Genomic DNA, 19,128 nt, shown 5'->3' with positions numbered 1-19,128 from the left:
GGTAGTAGCTGACTTTTGGGGGCCTGCCTGATCCTGTGATGACAGCGATTCAACAAAAGGGGACCCCACATGACAACAAAACTCAACGTGAACGGCCGGGCCGTTTCCGTCAACGCTGAACCTGACACGCCCCTCTTGTGGGTGATACGCGATGAGCTGGGCATGACCGGCACCAAGTTTGGCTGCGGCGCGGCGCTATGCGGCGCATGCACCGTGCACCTCAACGGCAACCCGGTGCGCTCCTGCCAGACACCGCTGTCTGCGGCCGCGGGCCAGAAGGTGGCCACGATTGAGAGCCTTTCCCGCAATAACACGCACCCGCTGCAGGTGGCGTGGATCAAGCATGATGTGCCGCAGTGCGGTTACTGCCAGTCGGGCCAGCTGATGAGCGCGGCGGCCCTGCTTACGGGCAACAAGAACCCGAGCGACGCTGATATTGACGCGGCGATGAGCGGCAACATTTGCCGCTGCGGCACTTATCCGCGCATCAAGGCGGCGATCAAGGATGCTGCTTCCACTATGCGCAAAGCCTGAGGAGAATGATCATGACTGACAACACACTGGTCTCCCTCGATCGCCCTGATCGTCGTACCTTCCTCAAAGCCTCATCTGCCGTCACGGGTGGGCTGATGATGGGCGTCACGCTGGGCCTGCCGCTGGCCGTGACGTCCGCGCAGGCCGCCGGCACGCTCTACACCCCCAATGCCTGGGTGCACATTGCCGACGACAACACCATCACGCTGCTGTCGGCCCGCTCCGAGATGGGGCAGGGCGTGTACACCTCGATGCCCATGCTGATTGCTGAAGAGCTCAATGTCGATTTGCGCAAGATCAAGGTGGCGATTGCGCCTCCGGGCAAGGTCTACACCAACGCACTGCTGGGCGCGCAGATCACCGGCGGCTCGACCTCGGTGCGTGACGGCTGGGAAAAGCTGCGCATTGCGGGCGCGCAGGTGCGCATGATGCTGGTGTCGGCGGCGGCTGCCAAATGGAATGTCGATGCTTCCACGCTCAAGGCTGAGAACGGCATGGTGATTGGCCCCAATGGCAAGAAGGCGACTTACGGTTCATTGGCCGAAGCGGCCTCCAAGTTGCCGGTGCCGGAGAATGTGGCGCTGAAAGACCCGAAAGACTTTACTGTCATCGGCAAGCCCACCAAGCGGCTGGATACGCCGATGAAGGTCAACGGCACGGCCGAATTCGGCATCGATGTGAAGCTGCCCGGCATGGTCTACGCCAGCCTGCAGCAATGCCCGGTGATCGGCGGAAAAGTCATCAGCTTTGACGCGACCAAGGCCAAAGCCATGCCCGGTGTGATTGACGTGGTGCAGATTCCCGACGGCGTGGCGGTGGTAGCTGACAGTTACTGGCATGCTTACAAGGCACGCCAGGCGCTGACGGTGCAGTGGGACGAAGGCCCGGTCGCGTCCATCAGCAATGCGAGCATGCTGGAGGGCATCCGCAAGGCGGCCGACAGTGGCAAGGTGATACCCATCATCGCGCCCAAGGGTGATACGGCGGGCGCCATGAAGGGAGCGGCCAAGGCGCTGAAGGCCGAGTACGTGTCACCGTTGCTGGCGCACGCCACGCTGGAGCCGATGAACTTCACGGCGGATTACAAGAACGGCAAGATACTGCTGATCGGACCCACGCAGTTCCAGCAGGGTGCTGAGGGCAGTGTGGCCGCGGCGCTGGGCATCAAGCCCGAAGACATCACGCTGAAAACGACCTTTCTGGGGGGCGGTTTTGGCCGGCGGCTGGAGCTGGACTTCATCGTGCAGGCGGCGCAGATATCGAAAGCCGTGGGCAAGCCCGTCAAGCTGCTCTGGAGCCGCGAAGATGACACCACGCACGACTTCTACCGGCCCATGGCGGTGAACCAGCTTTCGGCCGGACTGGGCGCCGACGGCAAGCCGGTGGCGTTTAACTTCAAGGTGACCTCGCAGTCCATCACGCAACGCGCCTTTGGCCTGCCCAAAGACACGCTGGACCCATTCATGGCCGAAGCCGGCGTGATGCCTTACGACATCCCGAACACGCAGTACGACCTGGTGATCCACGACAGCGGGCTGCGCGTGGGCTACTGGCGTTCGGTGAGCCATGCGCTCAATGCTTTTGCCAATGAAAGCTTTGTCGACGAAATGGCGCTGGCGGCGGGCAAAGACCCGTATGCCTACCGGATGTCCCTGCTGGAAAAGCAGCCGCGCTTTGCCAATGTGCTGAAGATGGCGGCCGACAAGTCCGGCTGGGGCACACCGCCGCCGGCGGGCCGCAGCCGCGGCATGGCGCTGATGGAGGGTTATGACACCTACATGGCGCAGGTAGCCGAGGTGTCGGTGAAGGACAACCAGATCACGGTGCACAAGGTGACGGTGGTGGCCGACCTGGGCCGCATGGTCAACCCCGACACGGTGCAGGCGCAGATCCAGTCGAGCATCGTGTTTGGCCTGTCAGCCGCGCTGAACAACCAGATCACGCTGGACAAGGGCCGGGTGCAGCAGACCAATTTTGGCGATTACCCGGTGCTGCGCATGCATGAGTCGCCGGTGATGGACATCACCCTGGTACCCAGCACCGAGAAGCCCGGCGGTATTGGCGAGCCGGCTACCGCGCTGGTGGCGCCAGCGGTGGCCAATGCGGTGTTTGCCGCCACCGGCAAGCGGGTGCGCACGCTGCCGTTGAATGACAACCTGGCCAAGGCTTGAGGGTATTGGAGCCGGGCCGAGGCGAGGATGAGCATGGGCTGCTAGCATTTGATGCATGGACAACATCGACCTCGAAGTTCTGAAAACCTCATCGCAGTGGCTGGCCGCGGGCCTGCGCTGCGAGCTGGTGACTGTGCTCAAAACCTGGGGTTCCAGCCCGCGGCCTGAAGGCTCCATGCTGGCCATCTGTGAAGACGGCCGGGTGGTGGGTTCGGTGTCGGGCGGCTGTATTGAAGACGACATGATTGACCGGGCCCGCCGCGAGGGCCTCAGCCAGACGCAACCGGCCATCGTGACCTACGGCGTCTCAGCCGACGAAGCGCGCCGCTTTGGCCTGCCTTGCGGCGGCACCATCGAGCTGGCCATTGAGCCTTTGTCAAAAGCCAGCCGCATCGATGAATTGCTGCAGCGTCTGCAGGCGGGTGAGCTGGTGGCGCGCCGCCTTGACCTGCACACGGGCGCCGTCACGCTCAGCACGGCCCAGCCCAGCCAGGGCATGCAGGTGTCTGAAGCGGCGCTGGTCACCTTGCACGGCCCGCGCTGGCGACTGCTGATCATCGGTGCCGGACAACTCTCCCGTTTTGTGGCGCAAATTGCGCGGGGCATGGACTACGCCGTGACGGTGTGCGACCCGCGTGAGGAATACCGTGACAGCTGGCAGGTAGAAGGCGTGGAGCTGGCCACCGGCATGCCGGACGACGTGGTGCAGGAAATGAAGCTGGACGCACGCTGCGCAGTGATCGCGCTGACGCACGATCCCAAGCTGGACGACCTGGCGCTGATGGAGGCGCTGCGCTCCGACGCGTTCTACGTCGGCGCCATCGGCTCCCGGCTGAACAACCAGCGCCGCCGCGAGCGGCTGGCTGAGCACTTCGACATGACGGCGGCGGAGCTGGACAAGCTGCACGGCCCGATCGGTATCTACATCGGCAGCAAGACGCCGCCCGAGATTGCGATTTCCATCCTGGCGGAGCTGACGGCCGTCAAGAATGGTGTGACGTCAGGACAGATGGCCAATGTCGCCGCTGCCAAGAGCCAGCTTGGTTTGCCGCCGACCGGCGAAGTCTGCGCCATCACGCAGTGACTCTTGCACCGTGATTGCGGTGCGTCAAAGCAGAATTTTCAGGCATTAAATCGGGATTAAACCCAATAAGGACGGGCGCAAGCCGCTATTTTATTGATAGCAGCGATCCAGCCTTGGCGGAGGACGCAGGGTTCACATCGAAAGCCGCTGGCGGCAAACCAGTGTGTGAGCGTTCCACCATTTGGGCCCACGCAGCCTCCCGATCCCTTACGCGCGCAGTCATGTCGAACAAGGGCGCTGTTTGTCGTGCGGCATGCAGCTTGTCTCGTAGCTGCTGCAAGGCCTCGGGGTTGCGGCCCAGGCGGACGGCCTCCGCAACATAAGCCTGCGGGCTTTCCAGAATGCATTCAGGCAGGCCGGCAGCCCGCAGAATGCTTGCGCCCATGCGCGCGGCCATGCTGCTGCCGGGGCAGGTGAGCGCGGGAACGCCCTGGCGCAGGGCTTCTTCCAGTCCGGGCGCGGCATTGAGGCGCAACGTGTCCAGGAAGAGGTCGGCACAGCCCAGGTGGGCAGGTATCTCGGGCCAGGCGGCAAGGGCTGAAAAGATCAGCCGCTGTGCGCCCACGCCCGCAGCCTGTGCTTCGCGCACGAGATTGGCTGCGGCCCGGCTGCAAAAAGGCAGCCACAGCACCGCGTCGGGCAGCGACCGCAACACTTTCATCCAGCTGGCGAAGGTGGCGGCATCCAGCAGGGGCGGCAACAGGCATGAACACAGTACCAGGGCGTCCCCGGGCAACCCGGCTTTTTCGCGGGAGGGGGTTGTGGGCTCGGCATCCATGCCAAAGCTTCCCGGCCAGCAAGTCTGCGGAAGGCGAACGACGGGGCCGGCCTGATCTTCCACCCGCGGGTGGATGAAGTGGTCGGAAAGGGTGTAGTCCCATGCGCCGGGTACGTGATGCCCGTAAAGGCCGGGCTCGCGCAGCTGCACGGGCGCGACCCGCATCAAGGCGATTTCCTGCCGCGTCCAGGCCGGGTTCAGGGCCTGTTCCATGTAAATATCAAGCCTGTCCAGGCGGATGCGTCTCATTGCTTCGAGGTCAGTCATGTGCCCCAGTTCGTTCACGCTGGCCGCATGGCGGCGCAAAACCTCAAGGTGCTCCGGCTGCGGGCGCCCCGTGAAGGCATAGACATGGATGGCAAAGCGGCCACTGTCGTGCAGCGCGAGTTGCTGCTCGAGCGCCCGCATGTGCCGGGCGTCGGCCAGGCTTTGCACGGCGAGGCCGACGTGGATGCGGCAGTCGCTCTGCAGGCGGCGTGTGCGCGAATCGGGCTTGAACGGCGGGCAGGGGTTGAGCCGGCTTCTCACTGCGTCGAGAGTTTGCCGGCGCATCTGCTGCAGCGCGTCTTCATCCATGGCGAGTACCAGTCCGTGGAAAGGCGCATCGCCCCAGTCGCGGGGCGTTTGGGGGGCAAGGGATTCGGCCAGGGCTTTCTGCAGGATATCCGTGAGCTTGTGGTGATGCCGCCAATCGCCGATGGCGATATTGCGGAAGGCTTGCCGGGTGTGGATCTGCAGCGCGTCGTCCGCCAAGTGGTCGATGGCCTTGCCCTGGATGGTGCCCTCCAGCGCAGCACCTTCGGCGGTTTCCAGTTTCAGCAGGAACTCACCCAACAGGTTGCGGGTGTTGCCATCGAGGTCTTTCAGGGTAGCGTCGGCTTTTTCGAGCTCACCGGTGAAAGCCAGAAGCGCGAGGTGCCGAAGTCTCAGCTCGGCATGTTCCGGAAATTGCGCCAGGGCCAGCCTGGTGGCCTCCACGGCCTCGGCGTAGCGCCGCGCGCCTGAGAGGTATTCCACGAGGTTGGCGTGATAGGGCGGGTGGCGGGGCTGAAGATCAAGGCACTTGCGGGCCAGGTGAATGGCCAGGTCCCACTGCGATGAACCGGCCGCCAGGATGGCGACGTTGTTCAGCGAACGCAGGTGGTCGGGGTTGAGTTCCAGGGCCCGCGCGTAGGCTGCCTGGGCCTTTTCAAGGTCACCGCAACCCTCTGCTGCAATCGCCAGGTTGGCGGCGCCGTCGGCGTCCTGCAGCAGCGATGCTTCAACGCCCCGCAGCGTTCGGTAGGCGGCCTGCGGGCGGTCCAGCACGCTGAGCAGGGTGGCGCAGGCGGATGCCGAATTGACATCCGTCGGCGAGAGGGCATGTGCCTTTTCAAAAGCCGCAAGCGCCAGTTCGGGCTGGCCGGCGTTGTCCAGCTGGCTGCCTCGCGACATCCATTCCCCGTGATCCGCCTCGTGGGATGCCGGGCGGGCCTGGTCCATCGCAACTTTGTCGCCATCTTGCATGCAGGAATTATGTGGCACGGTGGGCCCGGGGATGCACCGGGCGCGGAGATAATCGCGGCTGATGACCCAAGGCCTGACTTCCAACGACCCCGGCGTCCTGCACCTGCTTGGCCGTTTCGGCGAGTTGTACACGGGCGCGGAGCGGGAGCTGCTGGACCTTTCGCGGCTTCTGGCCGGCAGGCGCCCGGTCAAGCTGTGGTCCGATGTGCCGGTGCACCGAGGGTACGCCGCGGAAGGCATTACCACTGTGCAGCCATTTGCGCACCAGTTTCCCAGGGAGGGCACGCTGCTGATAGGCGGCGTGCACCTGCAACCGGGAGTCTGGCTGAAATACACGCGATTCCAGCGCATCGTGCTTCTGCACAACATTTCCCACCAGGGGCAGCTGTTTGCCATTGTCGAAGGCGTGCGGGAATACACCGGCCTTGACCCGGAAATCGTTTCTGTGTCCGACTGGTTGCGCCGCACCGCGGCATTGACCGCGCGGGTCATTCCCAGCCTGCTCGACCTCACGCCTTTTGCAGAGGTTGCCGTTGAACGTTTTGCCCGATGGCCGCATGGTGGAGCCCAGCCGCGGCCCTTCACTGTCGGGCGTGCCAGCCGCGATCTGCTGGAAAAGCATAACCCGCAGGACCTTTCGCTTTACCGCATGCTGGCCAGCCGCGGCATACGGGTTCGCATCATGGGAGGAACCTGCCTGGCGCCGGGTCTGGCCGGAACCGAAGGTGTTGAATTGCTGCCTGCGGGGGCAGAATCCGTGCCGGACTTTTACCGGTCGCTGGATGCGATGTTCTACCGCACCGGCAACTTTTTCGAGGCATACGGACGGGTGGTGCTGGAGGCCATGGGCGCCGGTTTGCCGGTAGTGGCCCACGTGAACGGCGGCTACGCCGAAGTGATCGAGCAGGGCGTCTCGGGGTTTTTGATCCGTTCGCAGGAGCAGGCTTTCGATGCCCTGATGTCGCTCAACGATTCGGTCGAGTTAAGGCTTCGGCTGGGCATGGCAGCCCAACAGCGGGCCAGCCAGGTGCACGGCCCCGAGGCAACTGAGCGCGACCTGGCGTTTTATCTCAGGTGAATTCGATCGTTTGCCGCCGTCAAGGTGCGGCAAACGCTGCAGCACCTGAATAGCGGATGTTTCCGTTGGTACCGGTGTAAACCATGCCGGCGCGGCTTGCATTCACCCCGGTGAAGAAACCGTCCACGGTGAAAACCGGTCCACCGTTGGAGTAGCTGAACTGCCCGCCTGCAACACTGATATTGGATGCCGCAAAACCGCCAAGTGTCGTGACCACGCCCATGCTCAGCTTGGCCGTGCCGAAGTTGACGCTGAACGTTGCGGAGGTCAGGGTTCCGGAGGCTACTGCCGCCTGTACGGATGTGTCGTAGCCCGTGACTGGTGTCTGGCCGATCAGGTTGTAGCTGAGGGTGCCCGCTGTGGGCATCACGAGGGTAGGCTGGCCGACGATGTAGTGGAGATCGTTGATGTTCGTGGTGCTTGGGTTGCGTGTGCCCGTGGTCCACGAACCCCACCCGATGAAGTCGCCCGCATCGGTAGAGCCCGCCGAGCCCGCAAAGGCGTTGATGGTGGGGGTGAAATCCTTGCCGTTGGCGCTGAGTGCGGTCAGTTTGCCGGTGTCAATGGTTGCGGAAGTGCCCGTGGCAACAGGCGAAATGGTGGAAGGGCCAAAATTGCCCTGCGAGTGGTAGGTTGCGGTTGACTTGAAATTTGTGAACGTGCCTGTGTTGACTGGCTTGACATCGGTCACAACCGCTTTATTGATGATGATGGGCTCTATTGGAGGTTCGGGCGTGGGTATGGGCGGGCGTACATTCGTTCGTTTCGGCGTGTCTGTGTTGTTGACCACCCGGACAGACTCACCTGCCGTCAACCCGACACATCCCCCCGCATTGCAGACCTCAATCGCATCCAGCTCGGTTGTCACGCTCAGCGAGCCGTCCGGGTTGTACCCTGCATTGAAACCAGAGCCTCGGATACCAATGGTGGCCGTCGTGGTGGTGACGCGGTAGTTTTCACGGTTGCGTTTGCCGATCAAGCCGGTGATGGCCCGCATGCTGCCGCGCAGCAGGTCGACCAGGAAGCGGTCTTCCTTCGGGTCGGCCTTGTCCACATAGTTGGCGACCTTGAACTCCGTTCCCGGCTGCAGCGAAACGACACCGCCATCGGAGAACTTTACCTGGGCGCGGCCATCGAGGCCGGTAATGATGGCCTGGCCACTTTCGATGTCCTTGCCTTTGACCAGTGCGTCGGTCTTGCCGTCCGTGCGCCGCAAACTGACTTCCCCGGTGGTGAACTGGGCCACGCCCGCGGAAGGCGCTGCCAGGGCCTGCAGTGGGTAAATGGCGGCCAGTGCCATGGCCAGGGCGGTGTGCTTTAGTTTGAACTGCGGGGTCATGGTGGGTTCTCCGGTATTTTTTAAGGGGTGCGCACTGGGCTGCTGTGGGGCAAGGTACGGCCCGTTCAAAGGGGGGGTCTTACGACCAAATTGAGCTGCTGGAAAACGGCCGCACCGGAAACCTGGCCCGCGCTGGGGCCCGCGCCGGTAACCGATGAGGCGCTGTAGACCAGTGCGGCACGGCTGGCATTGTTGCCGGTGAAGAAGCCGGTGACATTCGCGCCTGAGGAGTTAGTGATTTTGGCGTTGTTGATGTCGATGCTGCTGCTGACGCCATAGTCATTGCCGCCGAAGCGCGTGGTGAGGTCCAGGTTGCCATAGCCCTGGCCCGGGCTGTAGGCGCCGAAATTGGCGACCAGCGAACCGCTGACGACCTGACCCGCACCCAGCAGGCTGGAGAAGGCGGTGCCGCCGGCGAACTGGTAGGTGCCCTGCATGTTGTCGGCCGGCATCTGGGCCGTCGGTGTCGGCCGGCCCATCACAAAGTGAACGGATTCAATCGCGCTGGGCGCGCCCCCCACGAACTTTTGTCCCGTCACCCAGCTGCCCCAGCCGACGAAGTCGGGGTCAGCTGGTGCGCCCAGCGAGCCTTTTTCCATCGTGGTGAGGCCGGGCGTGCTGCGGAACTGGGTCAGGAGGTTGCGGCTATCGAGGCTGTCGAAGTCGATGGGTTTGCCGCTGAGGAAGCTGGTCAGCACAGCGGTGCCGGCCTCGGGGTAGTAGCTTTCGATCACCGGGTTGGCCGCGCTGTCAGTGAACGCAATCGCTGCGGCCAGGTCGGTGAACACCTGTTTGACGGGCGTGATGGGGACAATGGCGGCCTTGCCGTCGGAGGTGGCCTGGTTGCCCGCAACAACCGCCTCCTGAACGGGTGGCGGTGTCGGTACGTTGGCACGCGTATTGGTACGAACTGGCGCTTCGGAGCTGTTAATGACCCGTACCGACTCGCCGGCCGTCAGGCCGACGCAGCCGCCGGCGTTGCAGACCTCGATGGCGTCCAGCTCGGTCGTGATGCCCAGTGAGCCGTCCGGGTTGTAGCCCACGCTGAAGCCGGAACCGCGTATGCCTATGGTGGCCGTGGTGGTAGTGACCTTGTAGTTCTCGCGGTTGCGCTTGCCGATCAGGCCGGTGATGGCCCGCATGCTGCCGCGCAACAGATCGACCAGGAAACGGTCCTGCTTGGGGTCGGCCTCGTCGACATAGTTCGCGATCTTGAATTCGGTGTTGGGCTGCAGGGACACCAGGCCGCCGTCGGTGAAGCGAACCTGGGCGCGGCCGGCGGTGCTCGTCAGTATGGATTCGCCGCTTTCAATCGGTTTGCCCTTGGTCAGCGCCTCGGTTTTGCCGTTCGCACGCAACACGTTGACGTCGCCGGCGACGAACTGGGCCACGCCGGCCGAGCCGGCGGCGAACGATTGCGCGGGAAAGGCCGCCGCAATCACGACCGGCAGGGCGGCGTGTTTGAGGAGGAGTTTCCGGAAGGTTTTCATGGAGTGTCTGGCGGGCGTGTTCAGTCGGCACAGCCGGTTTAGAAGTCGCGGCGCACCGTCACGGAGAAAAGGCTGCGGTTGTAATCGGAAATGGCAATGTTGGACTTGACGGAGGTCAGCGAGAGCTGGGGCGTCACGCGCCAGAGTTTGGCGGGTATCCAGTTGAGGCCGAGGTTCAGGTTGAGCTGCCTGTCGCTGCGGGTGACCAGGAACAGCGGATCGGTGCCGCCATATTTGCGGTCTTCATAACTGATATTGCCAAAAAATGCGAGGTCGTCCCTGATGGATTTCTGCGTACCCAACCGGATGCCGAACAGGTTGTGGCCCATGTGCGGAACGCCGCTGGCCTTTTCCTTTTCGGTACCTACATAGATGCCCCCGAAGACCAGCAAACCGTCGCGGAATGCATGGGCGTAGGAAGTACCCAGTACGGTGCGGTCCGTGTCACGGAGCGATTGGCCCGGATAGCTCAACTGGCCCCATTGCAAGTAGGTGCTCCACTGGCGGAAGCCGTCGATGCGGTAGGTCCATTCGCCGACCAGGCCTTGCTGGTCACGCGCGCGGGATCCGGCGACGGTATAGGTGCCGGCCTGGACGACACCGGTGAATTCGTGCTTTTCGTAGCGGTAGCTGGCGCCGGCGTTGATATCAACCTGACCGGTGTTGAAGTCGTTGTACTTGGCATTGATGCGCGAATTCCCGCTCGCGTTCGCGATCAACGACCAGCGTGGGTCGACGACGTAACGGGCTGACAGCCCGCCGCCCAGAGTCATGAAGGCGTCCTTGGTCTCAACACCCGAAGCATTGAGTGTGAAAATTGCGCCGCCGAAAAGCGGAACCGCGACATTGGGGTTCCCGGGGCCGCTGTTGACATTGGTGTCGTAGCCGACGCTGGCCTCCAGATACGGTTTGACGGACGAGCGGGCGGCTTCCTCCGTACGGTCGATGGCCTGCAGGAATTGGTCAATGGTGGCAGCAGCTTCCGCCGGGATGTTGTCCTGTTTGGTTTCCAGTAGCACCTTGCGTGAGCCGGCGTTGTCCCCGACGGCAAAAAGCGCCCGTCCAAGCTCTGCGCGTGCGCGCGAGTTGGCCGGTTGGACCGCCAGCACGCGTTCGAGCGCGAATATGGCGCGGGTAAATTGCCCTGTTTCATTGGCGGCAATACCCAGCACCGTGTCGAAGTCGGGGTCGCCTGCGCGCGTGGTTTCCTGAGGCTCCAGCAGGTCAAAGGCTTTTTGTGCCTGGCTCTGGTCCAGCAGGGTGCGCGCATCATTGACCAGTGCATCGATTTCCGCATGCGCCGCGGTGGCCATCATGACGGCAAGAAGAATGCCGGTACTTTTGAAGATGAATGTGTTTTTTGAAGACATAAGTATTGGGTTTTACGGGCCCCGGGTAACAACTCGTAAGTAACAAAAGTTTTATATCACGATGAGGGGTCTTTCAGCGCTTTATTACACCCCAGCCACCCTGTTCAAGTGCATGGAGGCAACACCTTTTGAGCGTTTGGCGGGTTGATTGGTGATATTTACCGGTTCGGCTTGCTTGCCTAGGGTATTTACGGGTTTTTTGGGGCGGCTCCACGCGTAATATCAGCAATTACTTATATTAAGAATAAATCGCTATGAACGAGATGATCCAGACCAGTGCGCAAGTCGAGAGGGGCCGTGTGTTTGAACTGGCTGCCGAGTTGTTCGCCGTGCTCGCGACGCCGATGCGCCTTCGCGTCTTGAGCGCCCTGTGCGAACGTGAAAAGTCCGTGAACGAGTTGCTGGCGGAGATCGACACCACCCAGCCCAATCTTTCCCAGCATCTGGCCGTGCTGTACCGCACCGGTGTACTGGCCAAGCGCAAGGAAGGCACCCAGGTGATTTACCGCGTTCAGAGCGAAAAAGCCGTGGCGCTGTGCCGCAGCGTCTGCACCCAGATCGCCATTGAGCTGGATGAGCCGGGCGGATTGTCGCCGGCCGAAAGCCTGTCGCCGCGACCTGCCTCCCACGATGCCTGAACCGAAAGAACGCTTTTATGCTGAGCCGTTTCATACAGCGTGCGCCTGAGAATTTCCTCTCAAGGGCGCAAATAGCGGATGTGCGTGCCGGGCGCCGCGGTTTTCTGGCCGGCGCGTTTGCGGCTGCGTCAGCCGGGGTGGCGGCGGTGGGCCAGGCGCGGGCAGCGACACCGGAAGGCGATGCCAATATCCTGGACCTTCCCGCCCACAGCAAGGGCCTGGGCCAGCCCGTGGCGGCCCGTGGTTACGGCCTGCCCAGCGAATGGGAAAAAAACCTGCAGCGCCGCGAGAGCCCGGGCCTCACGCGCATCGGCCAGGCCAGTGTGAGCTTTTGCCCATTGCAAGGCCTGTTCGGCATCATCACGCCCAGCGGCCTGCACTTTGAGCGCCACCACCAGGGCTGGTGGGACATCGACCCTTCGAAACATCGCCTGATGGTCAATGGCTCCGATGACGCCATGCTCAAACGCCCTATGGTCTTCAGCATGGACGAGCTGATGCGCCTGCCGAATGTCAGCCGCATGCACTTCATCGAATGCGGCGCCAACACCGGCATGGAGTGGGGCAATGCGGCGGTGCCAACGGTGCAGTACACCCACGGCATGCTGAGCTGCAGCGAGTTCACCGGCGTGCCGCTGCGGGCCCTGCTGGAGCTGTGCGGCGCCGACCTCAAGCGCGCGAAGTTCATCCTGGCCGAGGGGGCTGACGGCTCGGGCATGACCCGCACCATCCCCATGAGCCTGGTGATGAGCGGCGAAGTGCTGGTGGCCTACGGGCAGAACGGTGAAATGCTGCGTCCTGAAAACGGCTACCCGTTGCGGCTTGTCGTGCCGGGCGTGCAGGGCGTGAGCTGGATCAAATACCTGCGGCGCATCGAGGTGGGCGACATGCCTTATGGCGCCAAGGATGAGACGATCCATTACGTCGACCTGCAGCCCAGCGGCCTGCACCGGCAATACACCAGCATCCAGGAAGTCAAAAGCGTGGTGACCTCGCCCAGCGGTGGGCAGGTGCTGTTGCAAAAGGGCTTTCACAACGTCACCGGCCTGGCCTGGAGCGGCCGGGGCAAGATCAAACGTGTGGATGTCTCCGTGGATGGTGGGCGCAACTGGGCGCCGGCGCGCCTCGAGGGGCCGGTGTTGGCCAAATGCCTGACGCGCTTTAATGCCGATTTTGTGTGGGACGGTAAACCGGCCATTTTCCAGAGCCGTGCCGTTGATGAAACCGGCCAGATCCAGCCCACGTACAACGAACTGCGCAAAGTGCGCGCGTCCCGCAGCATTTATCACAACAACGCCATCCAGTCGTGGTCGCTGGAAGAAAACGGCGAGGTGAAAAATGTCCAGATTTAAGGCTTTGTCCGTTTCTCATGGCGTTCTCATTGCGATGGGCTCACTGCTGATGGCAGGTGTCACCCCATGGGCTGCGGCTGCTGACAAACCGGCGGTTCTCTCCGGCATCGGCCGCACGGCGACACCGGCTGAAATCAAGGCCTGGGACATCGACGTGCGGCCCGACTTCAAGGGCCTGCCCAAAGGGCAGGGCTCGGTGCGGCAGGGCGAGGTGATCTGGGAGGCGCAATGCGCGTCCTGCCACGGCGTTTTTGCCGAGTCGTCCGAAGTGTTCACGCCGATTGCCGGCGGCGTCACGGCTGAAGACATCAAGAATGGCCGTGTGGACGGCTTGATGCCTGGCTCCAACCAGCCGAACCGCACCACGCTGATGAAAGTCTCCACGCTGTCGACGCTCTGGGACTACATCAACCGCGCCATGCCCTGGAACGCCCCGAAAACTTTGACGGCCGACGAGGTTTACGCCGTCACCGCCTACATCCTGAACCTGGGCAATATCCTGCCCGACAACTTCACTTTGTCGGACGCCAATATCCGCGACGTACAGGCCCGTTTGCCCAACCGCAACGGCATGACGACGTCGCACGCGATGTGGCCGGGCAAGGAGCTGGGCGGCACGGCGCGCCCCGATGTCCAGGGCTCGGCCTGCATGAAGAATTGCGCCGGCGAGGTGGTGGTCAAAAGCTTTTTGCCTGACTACGCGCGCAACGCCCATGGCAACCTGGCCGAGCAGTCGCGGCTGGTGGGTGCCAGCCGGGGTGTGGACACCACCCGGCCCCCCATGGCCGTAATATTTGAACCAAATACGCCTCCAGACCAGGCAGGACGAGCGCAAGCAGCTCCTGAAAAGATAGCAAGCTCCACGCCGGTTGTTGCCGTGCAGCCGCCAGCTGCCGGTAAAACCGCCGCGCCCGGCGTTGCGTCCGTCATGCCGTTGCTGCAAAAAAATACCTGCACCGCCTGCCATGGCATGGACAGCAAGCTGGTGGGGCCATCCTTCAAGGATATAGCCAACAAATATAAAGACCGCGCCGATGCGACGGCTTACCTCTCGGGCAAAATCAAGGCCGGAGGGCAGGGTGTCTGGGGCGCAATCCCCATGCCGCCGCAGGCACTGAGTGCGGCGGAGTCGGCGCAGATTTCCCAATGGCTGGTTCAGGGCGCGTCAAAATGAGGCGCATGGAAATTTACGATGTCGAGACAGCCGGCTTCATTTTTTTGACAGCATGCCCGGGATAAGTACCGTTCCACGGCTTGACGTTTTTGTGTCCAATCGTTGTTAGTTTTCAGACATTCAAGTTATATGAAAAAGGAGTTCACCATGGAACGTCGTGATTTTCTGGCCAGCAGTTCTGGCGCCACTGCGCTGGTGCTGGCAGCTGCCACCGGGCTGAACCCGGCCCACGCGCAAAACGCGCCAGGCTGGAACAAGGCCGCTTTTGACAGCAAGTCCCTGGCCGATGCCGCCAAAGCCATGGGCGCGACCAGCGCTCCGGTTGAAAGCAAGGACCTGCTGCTGCAGGCGCCCGAAATTGCCGAGAACGGCAATGTGGTGCGTGTCGGCGCGCAAAGCAACATTGCCAACACCACCCAAATTGCGCTCGTTGTCGAAAAGAATCCCAGCGCGCTGGCTGCCATGTTCGAGATTCCCGCCGGCACCGACGCCAACGTCTCGACCAACATCAAGATGGGCCAGTCCTCCAATGTTTACGCGCTGGCAAAGGCCGGTGACAAGTACTTTTATGCGGTCAAGGAAGTGAAGGTCACGCTCGGAGGCTGCGGCGGCTAGGCCCGCCCGCACCCGATCACCGCCACAACCCTTGAAATCAGGAGAAAAAAATGTCAGAACCGATGCGAATCCGGGCACAGGCCCAAGGCGATAAAACCACCGTGCGCGTGCTGGTGAGCCACGAAATGGAGAGCGGCCAGCGCAAGGATGCGGCCGGCAAGACCGTTCCGGCCTGGTTTATCCAGAACATCAGCGCCACCTGGAACGGCAAGACCGTGATGAGCGCGCAGTGGGGCACGGCCGTGTCCAAGAACCCTTTTGTGCAGTTCAGCTTCAAAGGTGGCAAGGCCGGCGACAAGATCGCGGTCAGCTGGGTCGACAACCACGGCGACAAGCGCACCGACGAAGCCGTCATTGCCTGAATCCCGACGGTTTCCCGTCGCGGCACCTTTGCTGCCCACAACGATATTTGAGGAGTCCACGATGAAGTTGAGCCTGTTTGGGCTGGCGGCCCTGGCCGCCATGGCCACCGTGTCATTGCCTGCTGCGGCGCAGAAGAGCACGGCTGAAGGTATTGCCGAATACCGCGCCATGCTGGCTGACGGCAACCCGGCCGAGCTGTACGAAGCCCGTGGCGAGGCACTCTGGAAACAGGCGCGCGGCCCCAAAAATGCCTCGCTCGAAAAATGCGACCTGGGCAAGGGCCCGGGCGTCGTGAAAGGTGCTTTCGTCGAGCTGCCGCGTTTTTTTGCCGATACCCAGAAGGTGCAGGACATGGAGTCCCGCCTGCTGACCTGTATGGAGCAGCTGCAGGGTTTTAATGCCGCGGAGATCGCCAAAACCCCCTTCGGCGCGGGCGAGCAGAAATCGATCGAGTCGCTGGTGGCCTATATCTCGGCTGAATCGCGCGACATGACCTTCAAGGTGCCCCAGTCGCACGCCAAGGAAAAGCTGATGTACGAAGTCGGCAAAAAGGTGTTTTACCTGCGCGGCGGGCCTTACGACTTTTCCTGTGCATCGTGCCATGGCGAGGACAACAAGCGTGTCCGGCTGCAGGACCTGCCCAACCTGACCAAACAGCCCGGCGCCGGCAACGGTTTTGGCGCCTGGCCGGCCTACCGTGTCTCAAGCGGGGATCTGTGGAGCATGCAGCGCCGACTGAATGACTGTTATCGCCAGCAGCGTTTCCCTTTCCCGGGCTACGCCTCCGACGCCACCATCGCCCTGGGCGTGTTCATGGGCGTCAACAGCAAGGGCGGTGCTTCCATTGCGCCGGCCCTCAAACGCTAATCAGGCAGGAGAGAACTGATGAACACGATTTACACCAAAGCCGCCCTGTCTTCCGCCTGCCTGGCATTGACCGCCTTTTTCCTGTCCAGTTGCGCCATTGCGCCCACGGCGCAGGAGGTAGACGAAGCCACCCGGCAGGTGCTGAAAAGCTCCTTCCGTGAGCAGGGCATCGCGAAGATGGACCGCCTGACGCTGGATGCGTCCAACCAGGCCTGCTCGGAAGCCGCCGGCAAACCGCTGGAGGAAAAAGCAGCCAAAGCCATTGAAGAAGCCAACCTCAAGACCGTGAAGCTGCCTTCCGATGGCAAGTACCTCGGCAACTGGAGCGAGGGCGAAAAAATTGCGCAGAACGGCCGCGGCCTGACCTGGAGCGACAAGCCCGGCGAAGCCAATGGCGGCAGCTGTTACAACTGCCACCAGATCAGCAAAGCCGAGCTGTCTTTCGGCTCCATCGGCCCCAGCCTTTACAACTACGGCAAGCTGCGCGGTGTAAGCAATCCGGCGTCACCCGAGAGCAAACCTATCGTGGAGTACACCTGGGGCAAGCTGTGGAACGCCAAAGCCTACAACGCGTGTTCCGACATGCCGAGGTTTGGCCATGCCGCCATCCTGAACGAGCAGCAGATCCGTGACGTGATGGCGCTGCTGCTGGATCCGAACTCGCCTGTCAACAAGTGATTTGAGTGTTTTGTGCCGCCAGGCCAATAGTGGCGCGCGCAAGCAGCTCCTGAATTGATAGCAATCTGATGCTTTGCCTGGGTAACCGGGCAGGATGACCAACGCCATGAACCTGTCCCGTCGAGAGTTTGCAAGTGTCATGGCCGCTGCGCTGGCCGCCGGTTTTCCCCTCCAGCGTGAGGCCGGCGCCGCCCAGGCTGCAAGCCTGTACGAGCTGCCGCGCACCGGCAATGTGCACCTGCTGCACATGACCGATTGCCATGCCCAGCTGCTGCCGATCTATTTCCGCGAGCCCTCCGTCAACCTGGGCGTGGGCGCGATGCGCGGGCAGGCGCCGCACCTGGTGGGCGAACATCTGCTCAAGGCCGCCAGCCTGAAGTCGGGTACGCCCGAGGCGCATGCGCTGACCTTCCTGAACTTTGAGCGGGCGGCGCGCCAGTACGGCAAGGTGGGCGGCTTTGCACACCTTGCAACGCTGGTAAAGCAACTGAAGGCTGGCCGGCCGGGTGCCTTGCTGCTCGACGGCGGTGACACCTGGCAGGGCAGCGCTACGGCGCTCTGGACACAGGGCCAGGACATGGTGGATGCAGCCAGGCTGCTGGGCGTGGATGTGATGACGGGCCATTGGGACTTCACCTATGGCGAAGAGCGCATCAAAAAAATCGTCGAGCAGGACTTTGCCGGCAAGGTCGACTTTATTGCGCAAAACGTCAAAACCAGCGATTTTGGCGACCCGGTGTTCAAGCCCTACGTCATCAAGGAAATGAATGGCGTGCGCGTCGCCATCGTCGGCCAGGCTTTTCCCTATACGCCGATTGCGAACCCCGGCTGGCTCACACCGAACTGGACTTTCGGCATCCGCGAGAGCGAAATGCAGGAAACGGTGAATGAGGCGCGTGCCAAAGGAGCGCAAGCCGTGGTGCTGCTCAGCCACAACGGCATGGATGTGGACCTGAAGATGGCCTCGCGCGTCACGGGAATCGACGCAATTCTGGGCGGCCATACCCACGACGGCGTGCCAGTGCCTGTTATCGTCAAAAACCCCGGCGGCCAGACCATCGTGACCAATGCCGGCAGCAACGGCAAGTTTTTGGGCGTGCTGGACCTCAACGTCAAGGACGGCAAGGTGGCCGGTTTCAACTACCGGCTGCTGCCGGTGTTTGCCAATCTGCTGCCCGCCGATGCGGCCATGAATGCGCTGATCGACAAGGTGAGGGCACCTTACACCGCCAAACTGGGTGAAAAACTGGCGGTGACGGAAGGCACGCTGTACCGCCGGGGCAATTTCAACGGCAGTTTTGACCAGCTGATCCTGGACGCCCTGATGGATGTGCGCGGCGCCGAGATCGCGTTTTCACCCGGATTCCGCTGGGGAACCTCTCTGCTGCCCGGTCAGGCCATCACACGCGAGCACGTGATGGACCAGACCGCGATCACGTATCCCTGGACCACGCTGACGGACATGCGCGGCGACATGATCAAGACCATCCTCGAGGACGTGGGCGACAACCTGTTCAACCCCGACCCGTATTACCAGCAGGGCGGCGACATGGTGCGTGTGGGCGGTTTGACCTACACCTGCGAGCCCGGCGCCAAAATGGGTGAACGCATCCAGGACATGCGTCTGGGCGGCAAGCCCATCGAAGCCGGCAAGACTTACAAGGTGGCTGGCTGGGCGCCGGTGGCCGAGGCCAGCAAAAATGCCGGTCCTCCGGTCTGGGAGGTGGTGGAAAGCTACCTGAAGGCCAAAAAGGTCATTCAACCTGTCAAACCCAACACCCCGCGGCTTGTGGGTGTGGCCGGCAATCCGGGCCTTGCCGCCTGACTTTCAGCCCCCAAATACAGCAGTAACTTCAACGCATGTGAGAGCATGTAAGAGGTATGTGGGAGCGTTGGGCGCGCGCAGAAACCATGGCCTTTTCGGGTATGGTCAGGAGCACCGTCTTTCCGCTGTCACAGTTCGGTGGCACAATCTGGGTTGTTTCTGAAGGCCCTTCCTGCCACAGTCGCATCCGCTAATCGGTCCAGCCGTGTTGCGGAAGGTTAATTAACAAGCTTTAACCAGCTAATGTTTCCCAAAGGGAAACGGAG

16 protein-coding genes are annotated in these 19,128 nt (G+C 62.3%); 12 read left to right on the top strand and 4 right to left on the bottom strand.

What is annotated here, in order from left to right:
- Positions 1-69: 69 nt before the first annotated feature.
- From AC1D11_RS15230 to AC1D11_RS15220, 3 genes are read left to right on the top strand one after another with little or no spacing between them, the layout of a single operon-like run.
- A complete protein-coding gene (locus AC1D11_RS15230; protein ID WP_477649448.1) occupies positions 70-534 on the top strand; it encodes a (2Fe-2S)-binding protein in 465 nt (154 codons plus the stop codon).
- A gap of 11 nt (positions 535-545) precedes the next feature.
- Positions 546-2,705 (top strand): xanthine dehydrogenase family protein molybdopterin-binding subunit, encoded by a 2,160-nt coding sequence (locus AC1D11_RS15225; protein WP_477649449.1) that lies wholly within the window; start codon positions 546-548, stop codon positions 2,703-2,705.
- Between the two features lie 55 nt (positions 2,706-2,760).
- Complete coding sequence (locus AC1D11_RS15220) at positions 2,761-3,789, top strand: XdhC family protein (RefSeq protein WP_477649450.1); 1,029 nt, start codon at positions 2,761-2,763, stop codon at positions 3,787-3,789.
- Positions 3,790-3,874: 85 nt separating this feature from the next.
- Here AC1D11_RS15220 and AC1D11_RS15215 read toward each other — a convergent pair whose 3' ends face one another.
- Entirely contained in the window at positions 3,875-6,073 is a 2,199-nt protein-coding gene (locus AC1D11_RS15215; protein WP_477649451.1) for an O-linked N-acetylglucosamine transferase family protein, read from the bottom strand.
- A 61-nt stretch (positions 6,074-6,134) separates the two neighbouring features.
- Here AC1D11_RS15215 and AC1D11_RS15210 point away from each other — a divergent pair, with 61 nt between their 5' ends.
- Positions 6,135-7,151: a glycosyltransferase gene (locus tag AC1D11_RS15210; protein WP_477649452.1), complete on the top strand. Its 1,017-nt coding sequence runs from the start codon at positions 6,135-6,137 to the stop codon at positions 7,149-7,151.
- A gap of 19 nt (positions 7,152-7,170) precedes the next feature.
- On the opposite strand, the gene AC1D11_RS15205 is transcribed toward AC1D11_RS15210, so the two are convergent.
- From AC1D11_RS15205 to AC1D11_RS15195, 3 genes are all read right to left on the bottom strand, one after another.
- Positions 7,171-8,490: a FecR family protein gene (locus AC1D11_RS15205; RefSeq protein WP_477649453.1), complete on the bottom strand. Its 1,320-nt coding sequence runs from the start codon at positions 8,488-8,490 to the stop codon at positions 7,171-7,173.
- A 65-nt stretch (positions 8,491-8,555) separates the two neighbouring features.
- Entirely contained in the window at positions 8,556-9,980 is a 1,425-nt protein-coding gene (locus AC1D11_RS15200) for a FecR family protein (protein WP_477649454.1), read from the bottom strand.
- Between the two features lie 38 nt (positions 9,981-10,018).
- The gene (locus AC1D11_RS15195) at positions 10,019-11,350 is read right to left on the bottom strand and encodes a surface lipoprotein assembly modifier (RefSeq protein ID WP_477651465.1); all 1,332 of its coding nucleotides are present in this window, start codon (positions 11,348-11,350) and stop codon (positions 10,019-10,021) included.
- Positions 11,351-11,604: 254 nt separating this feature from the next.
- Between AC1D11_RS15195 and AC1D11_RS15190 the strand changes: the two genes are divergently transcribed.
- From AC1D11_RS15190 to soxB, 8 genes are all read left to right on the top strand, one after another.
- Positions 11,605-11,988, top strand: coding sequence for an ArsR/SmtB family transcription factor (locus AC1D11_RS15190; protein ID WP_477649456.1), 384 nt, complete (start codon positions 11,605-11,607; stop codon positions 11,986-11,988).
- Positions 11,989-12,005: 17 nt separating this feature from the next.
- Entirely contained in the window at positions 12,006-13,340 is a 1,335-nt protein-coding gene (gene soxC / locus AC1D11_RS15185) for a sulfite dehydrogenase (protein ID WP_477651152.1), read from the top strand.
- A gap of 34 nt (positions 13,341-13,374) precedes the next feature.
- Positions 13,375-14,514 carry a c-type cytochrome gene (locus AC1D11_RS15180; RefSeq protein ID WP_477651464.1) on the top strand — a complete coding sequence of 380 codons (1,140 nt, stop codon included), beginning with the start codon at positions 13,375-13,377 and terminating at the stop codon, positions 14,512-14,514.
- Positions 14,515-14,661: 147 nt separating this feature from the next.
- Entirely contained in the window at positions 14,662-15,129 is a 468-nt protein-coding gene (soxY, locus tag AC1D11_RS15175) for a thiosulfate oxidation carrier protein SoxY (RefSeq protein ID WP_477651150.1), read from the top strand.
- 50 nt (positions 15,130-15,179) lie between these two features.
- Entirely contained in the window at positions 15,180-15,491 is a 312-nt protein-coding gene (soxZ, locus tag AC1D11_RS15170) for a thiosulfate oxidation carrier complex protein SoxZ (protein WP_457280652.1), read from the top strand.
- A 61-nt stretch (positions 15,492-15,552) separates the two neighbouring features.
- A complete protein-coding gene (soxA, locus tag AC1D11_RS15165) occupies positions 15,553-16,359 on the top strand; it encodes a sulfur oxidation c-type cytochrome SoxA (protein WP_477649460.1) in 807 nt (268 codons plus the stop codon).
- Between the two features lie 18 nt (positions 16,360-16,377).
- Positions 16,378-17,037 carry a sulfur oxidation c-type cytochrome SoxX gene (gene soxX / locus AC1D11_RS15160; protein WP_477649461.1) on the top strand — a complete coding sequence of 220 codons (660 nt, stop codon included), beginning with the start codon at positions 16,378-16,380 and terminating at the stop codon, positions 17,035-17,037.
- A 106-nt stretch (positions 17,038-17,143) separates the two neighbouring features.
- Positions 17,144-18,862, top strand: a complete 1,719-nt coding sequence (gene soxB, locus AC1D11_RS15155) for a thiosulfohydrolase SoxB (protein WP_477649462.1) — start codon at positions 17,144-17,146, stop codon at positions 18,860-18,862.
- The last annotated feature ends 266 nt before the right edge of the window (positions 18,863-19,128 follow it).

This window comes from Polaromonas sp. P1_E11, from assembly GCF_056405995.1.
This window is presented reverse-complemented; position numbering and strand designations above follow the sequence as displayed.

What these genes read in the sequence shown, in the direction of transcription:
- AC1D11_RS15230 (WP_477649448.1), top strand. Translation starts at nt 70, where the DNA reads ATGACAACAAAACTCAACGTGAACGGCCGGGCCGTTTCCGTCAACGCT.
- AC1D11_RS15225 (WP_477649449.1), top strand. Translation starts at nt 546, where the DNA reads ATGACTGACAACACACTGGTCTCCCTCGATCGCCCTGATCGTCGTACC.
- AC1D11_RS15220 (WP_477649450.1), top strand. Translation starts at nt 2,761, where the DNA reads ATGGACAACATCGACCTCGAAGTTCTGAAAACCTCATCGCAGTGGCTG.
- AC1D11_RS15215 (WP_477649451.1), bottom strand. Translation starts at nt 6,073, where the DNA reads ATGCAAGATGGCGACAAAGTTGCGATGGACCAGGCCCGCCCGGCATCC.
- AC1D11_RS15210 (WP_477649452.1), top strand. Translation starts at nt 6,135, where the DNA reads ATGACCCAAGGCCTGACTTCCAACGACCCCGGCGTCCTGCACCTGCTT.
- AC1D11_RS15205 (WP_477649453.1), bottom strand. Translation starts at nt 8,490, where the DNA reads ATGACCCCGCAGTTCAAACTAAAGCACACCGCCCTGGCCATGGCACTG.
- AC1D11_RS15200 (WP_477649454.1), bottom strand. Translation starts at nt 9,980, where the DNA reads ATGAAAACCTTCCGGAAACTCCTCCTCAAACACGCCGCCCTGCCGGTC.
- AC1D11_RS15195 (WP_477651465.1), bottom strand. Translation starts at nt 11,350, where the DNA reads ATGTCTTCAAAAAACACATTCATCTTCAAAAGTACCGGCATTCTTCTT.
- AC1D11_RS15190 (WP_477649456.1), top strand. Translation starts at nt 11,605, where the DNA reads ATGAACGAGATGATCCAGACCAGTGCGCAAGTCGAGAGGGGCCGTGTG.
- soxC (WP_477651152.1), top strand. Translation starts at nt 12,006, where the DNA reads ATGCTGAGCCGTTTCATACAGCGTGCGCCTGAGAATTTCCTCTCAAGG.
- AC1D11_RS15180 (WP_477651464.1), top strand. Translation starts at nt 13,375, where the DNA reads ATGGGCTCACTGCTGATGGCAGGTGTCACCCCATGGGCTGCGGCTGCT.
- soxY (WP_477651150.1), top strand. Translation starts at nt 14,662, where the DNA reads ATGGAACGTCGTGATTTTCTGGCCAGCAGTTCTGGCGCCACTGCGCTG.
- soxZ (WP_457280652.1), top strand. Translation starts at nt 15,180, where the DNA reads ATGTCAGAACCGATGCGAATCCGGGCACAGGCCCAAGGCGATAAAACC.
- soxA (WP_477649460.1), top strand. Translation starts at nt 15,553, where the DNA reads ATGAAGTTGAGCCTGTTTGGGCTGGCGGCCCTGGCCGCCATGGCCACC.
- soxX (WP_477649461.1), top strand. Translation starts at nt 16,378, where the DNA reads ATGAACACGATTTACACCAAAGCCGCCCTGTCTTCCGCCTGCCTGGCA.
- soxB (WP_477649462.1), top strand. Translation starts at nt 17,144, where the DNA reads ATGAACCTGTCCCGTCGAGAGTTTGCAAGTGTCATGGCCGCTGCGCTG.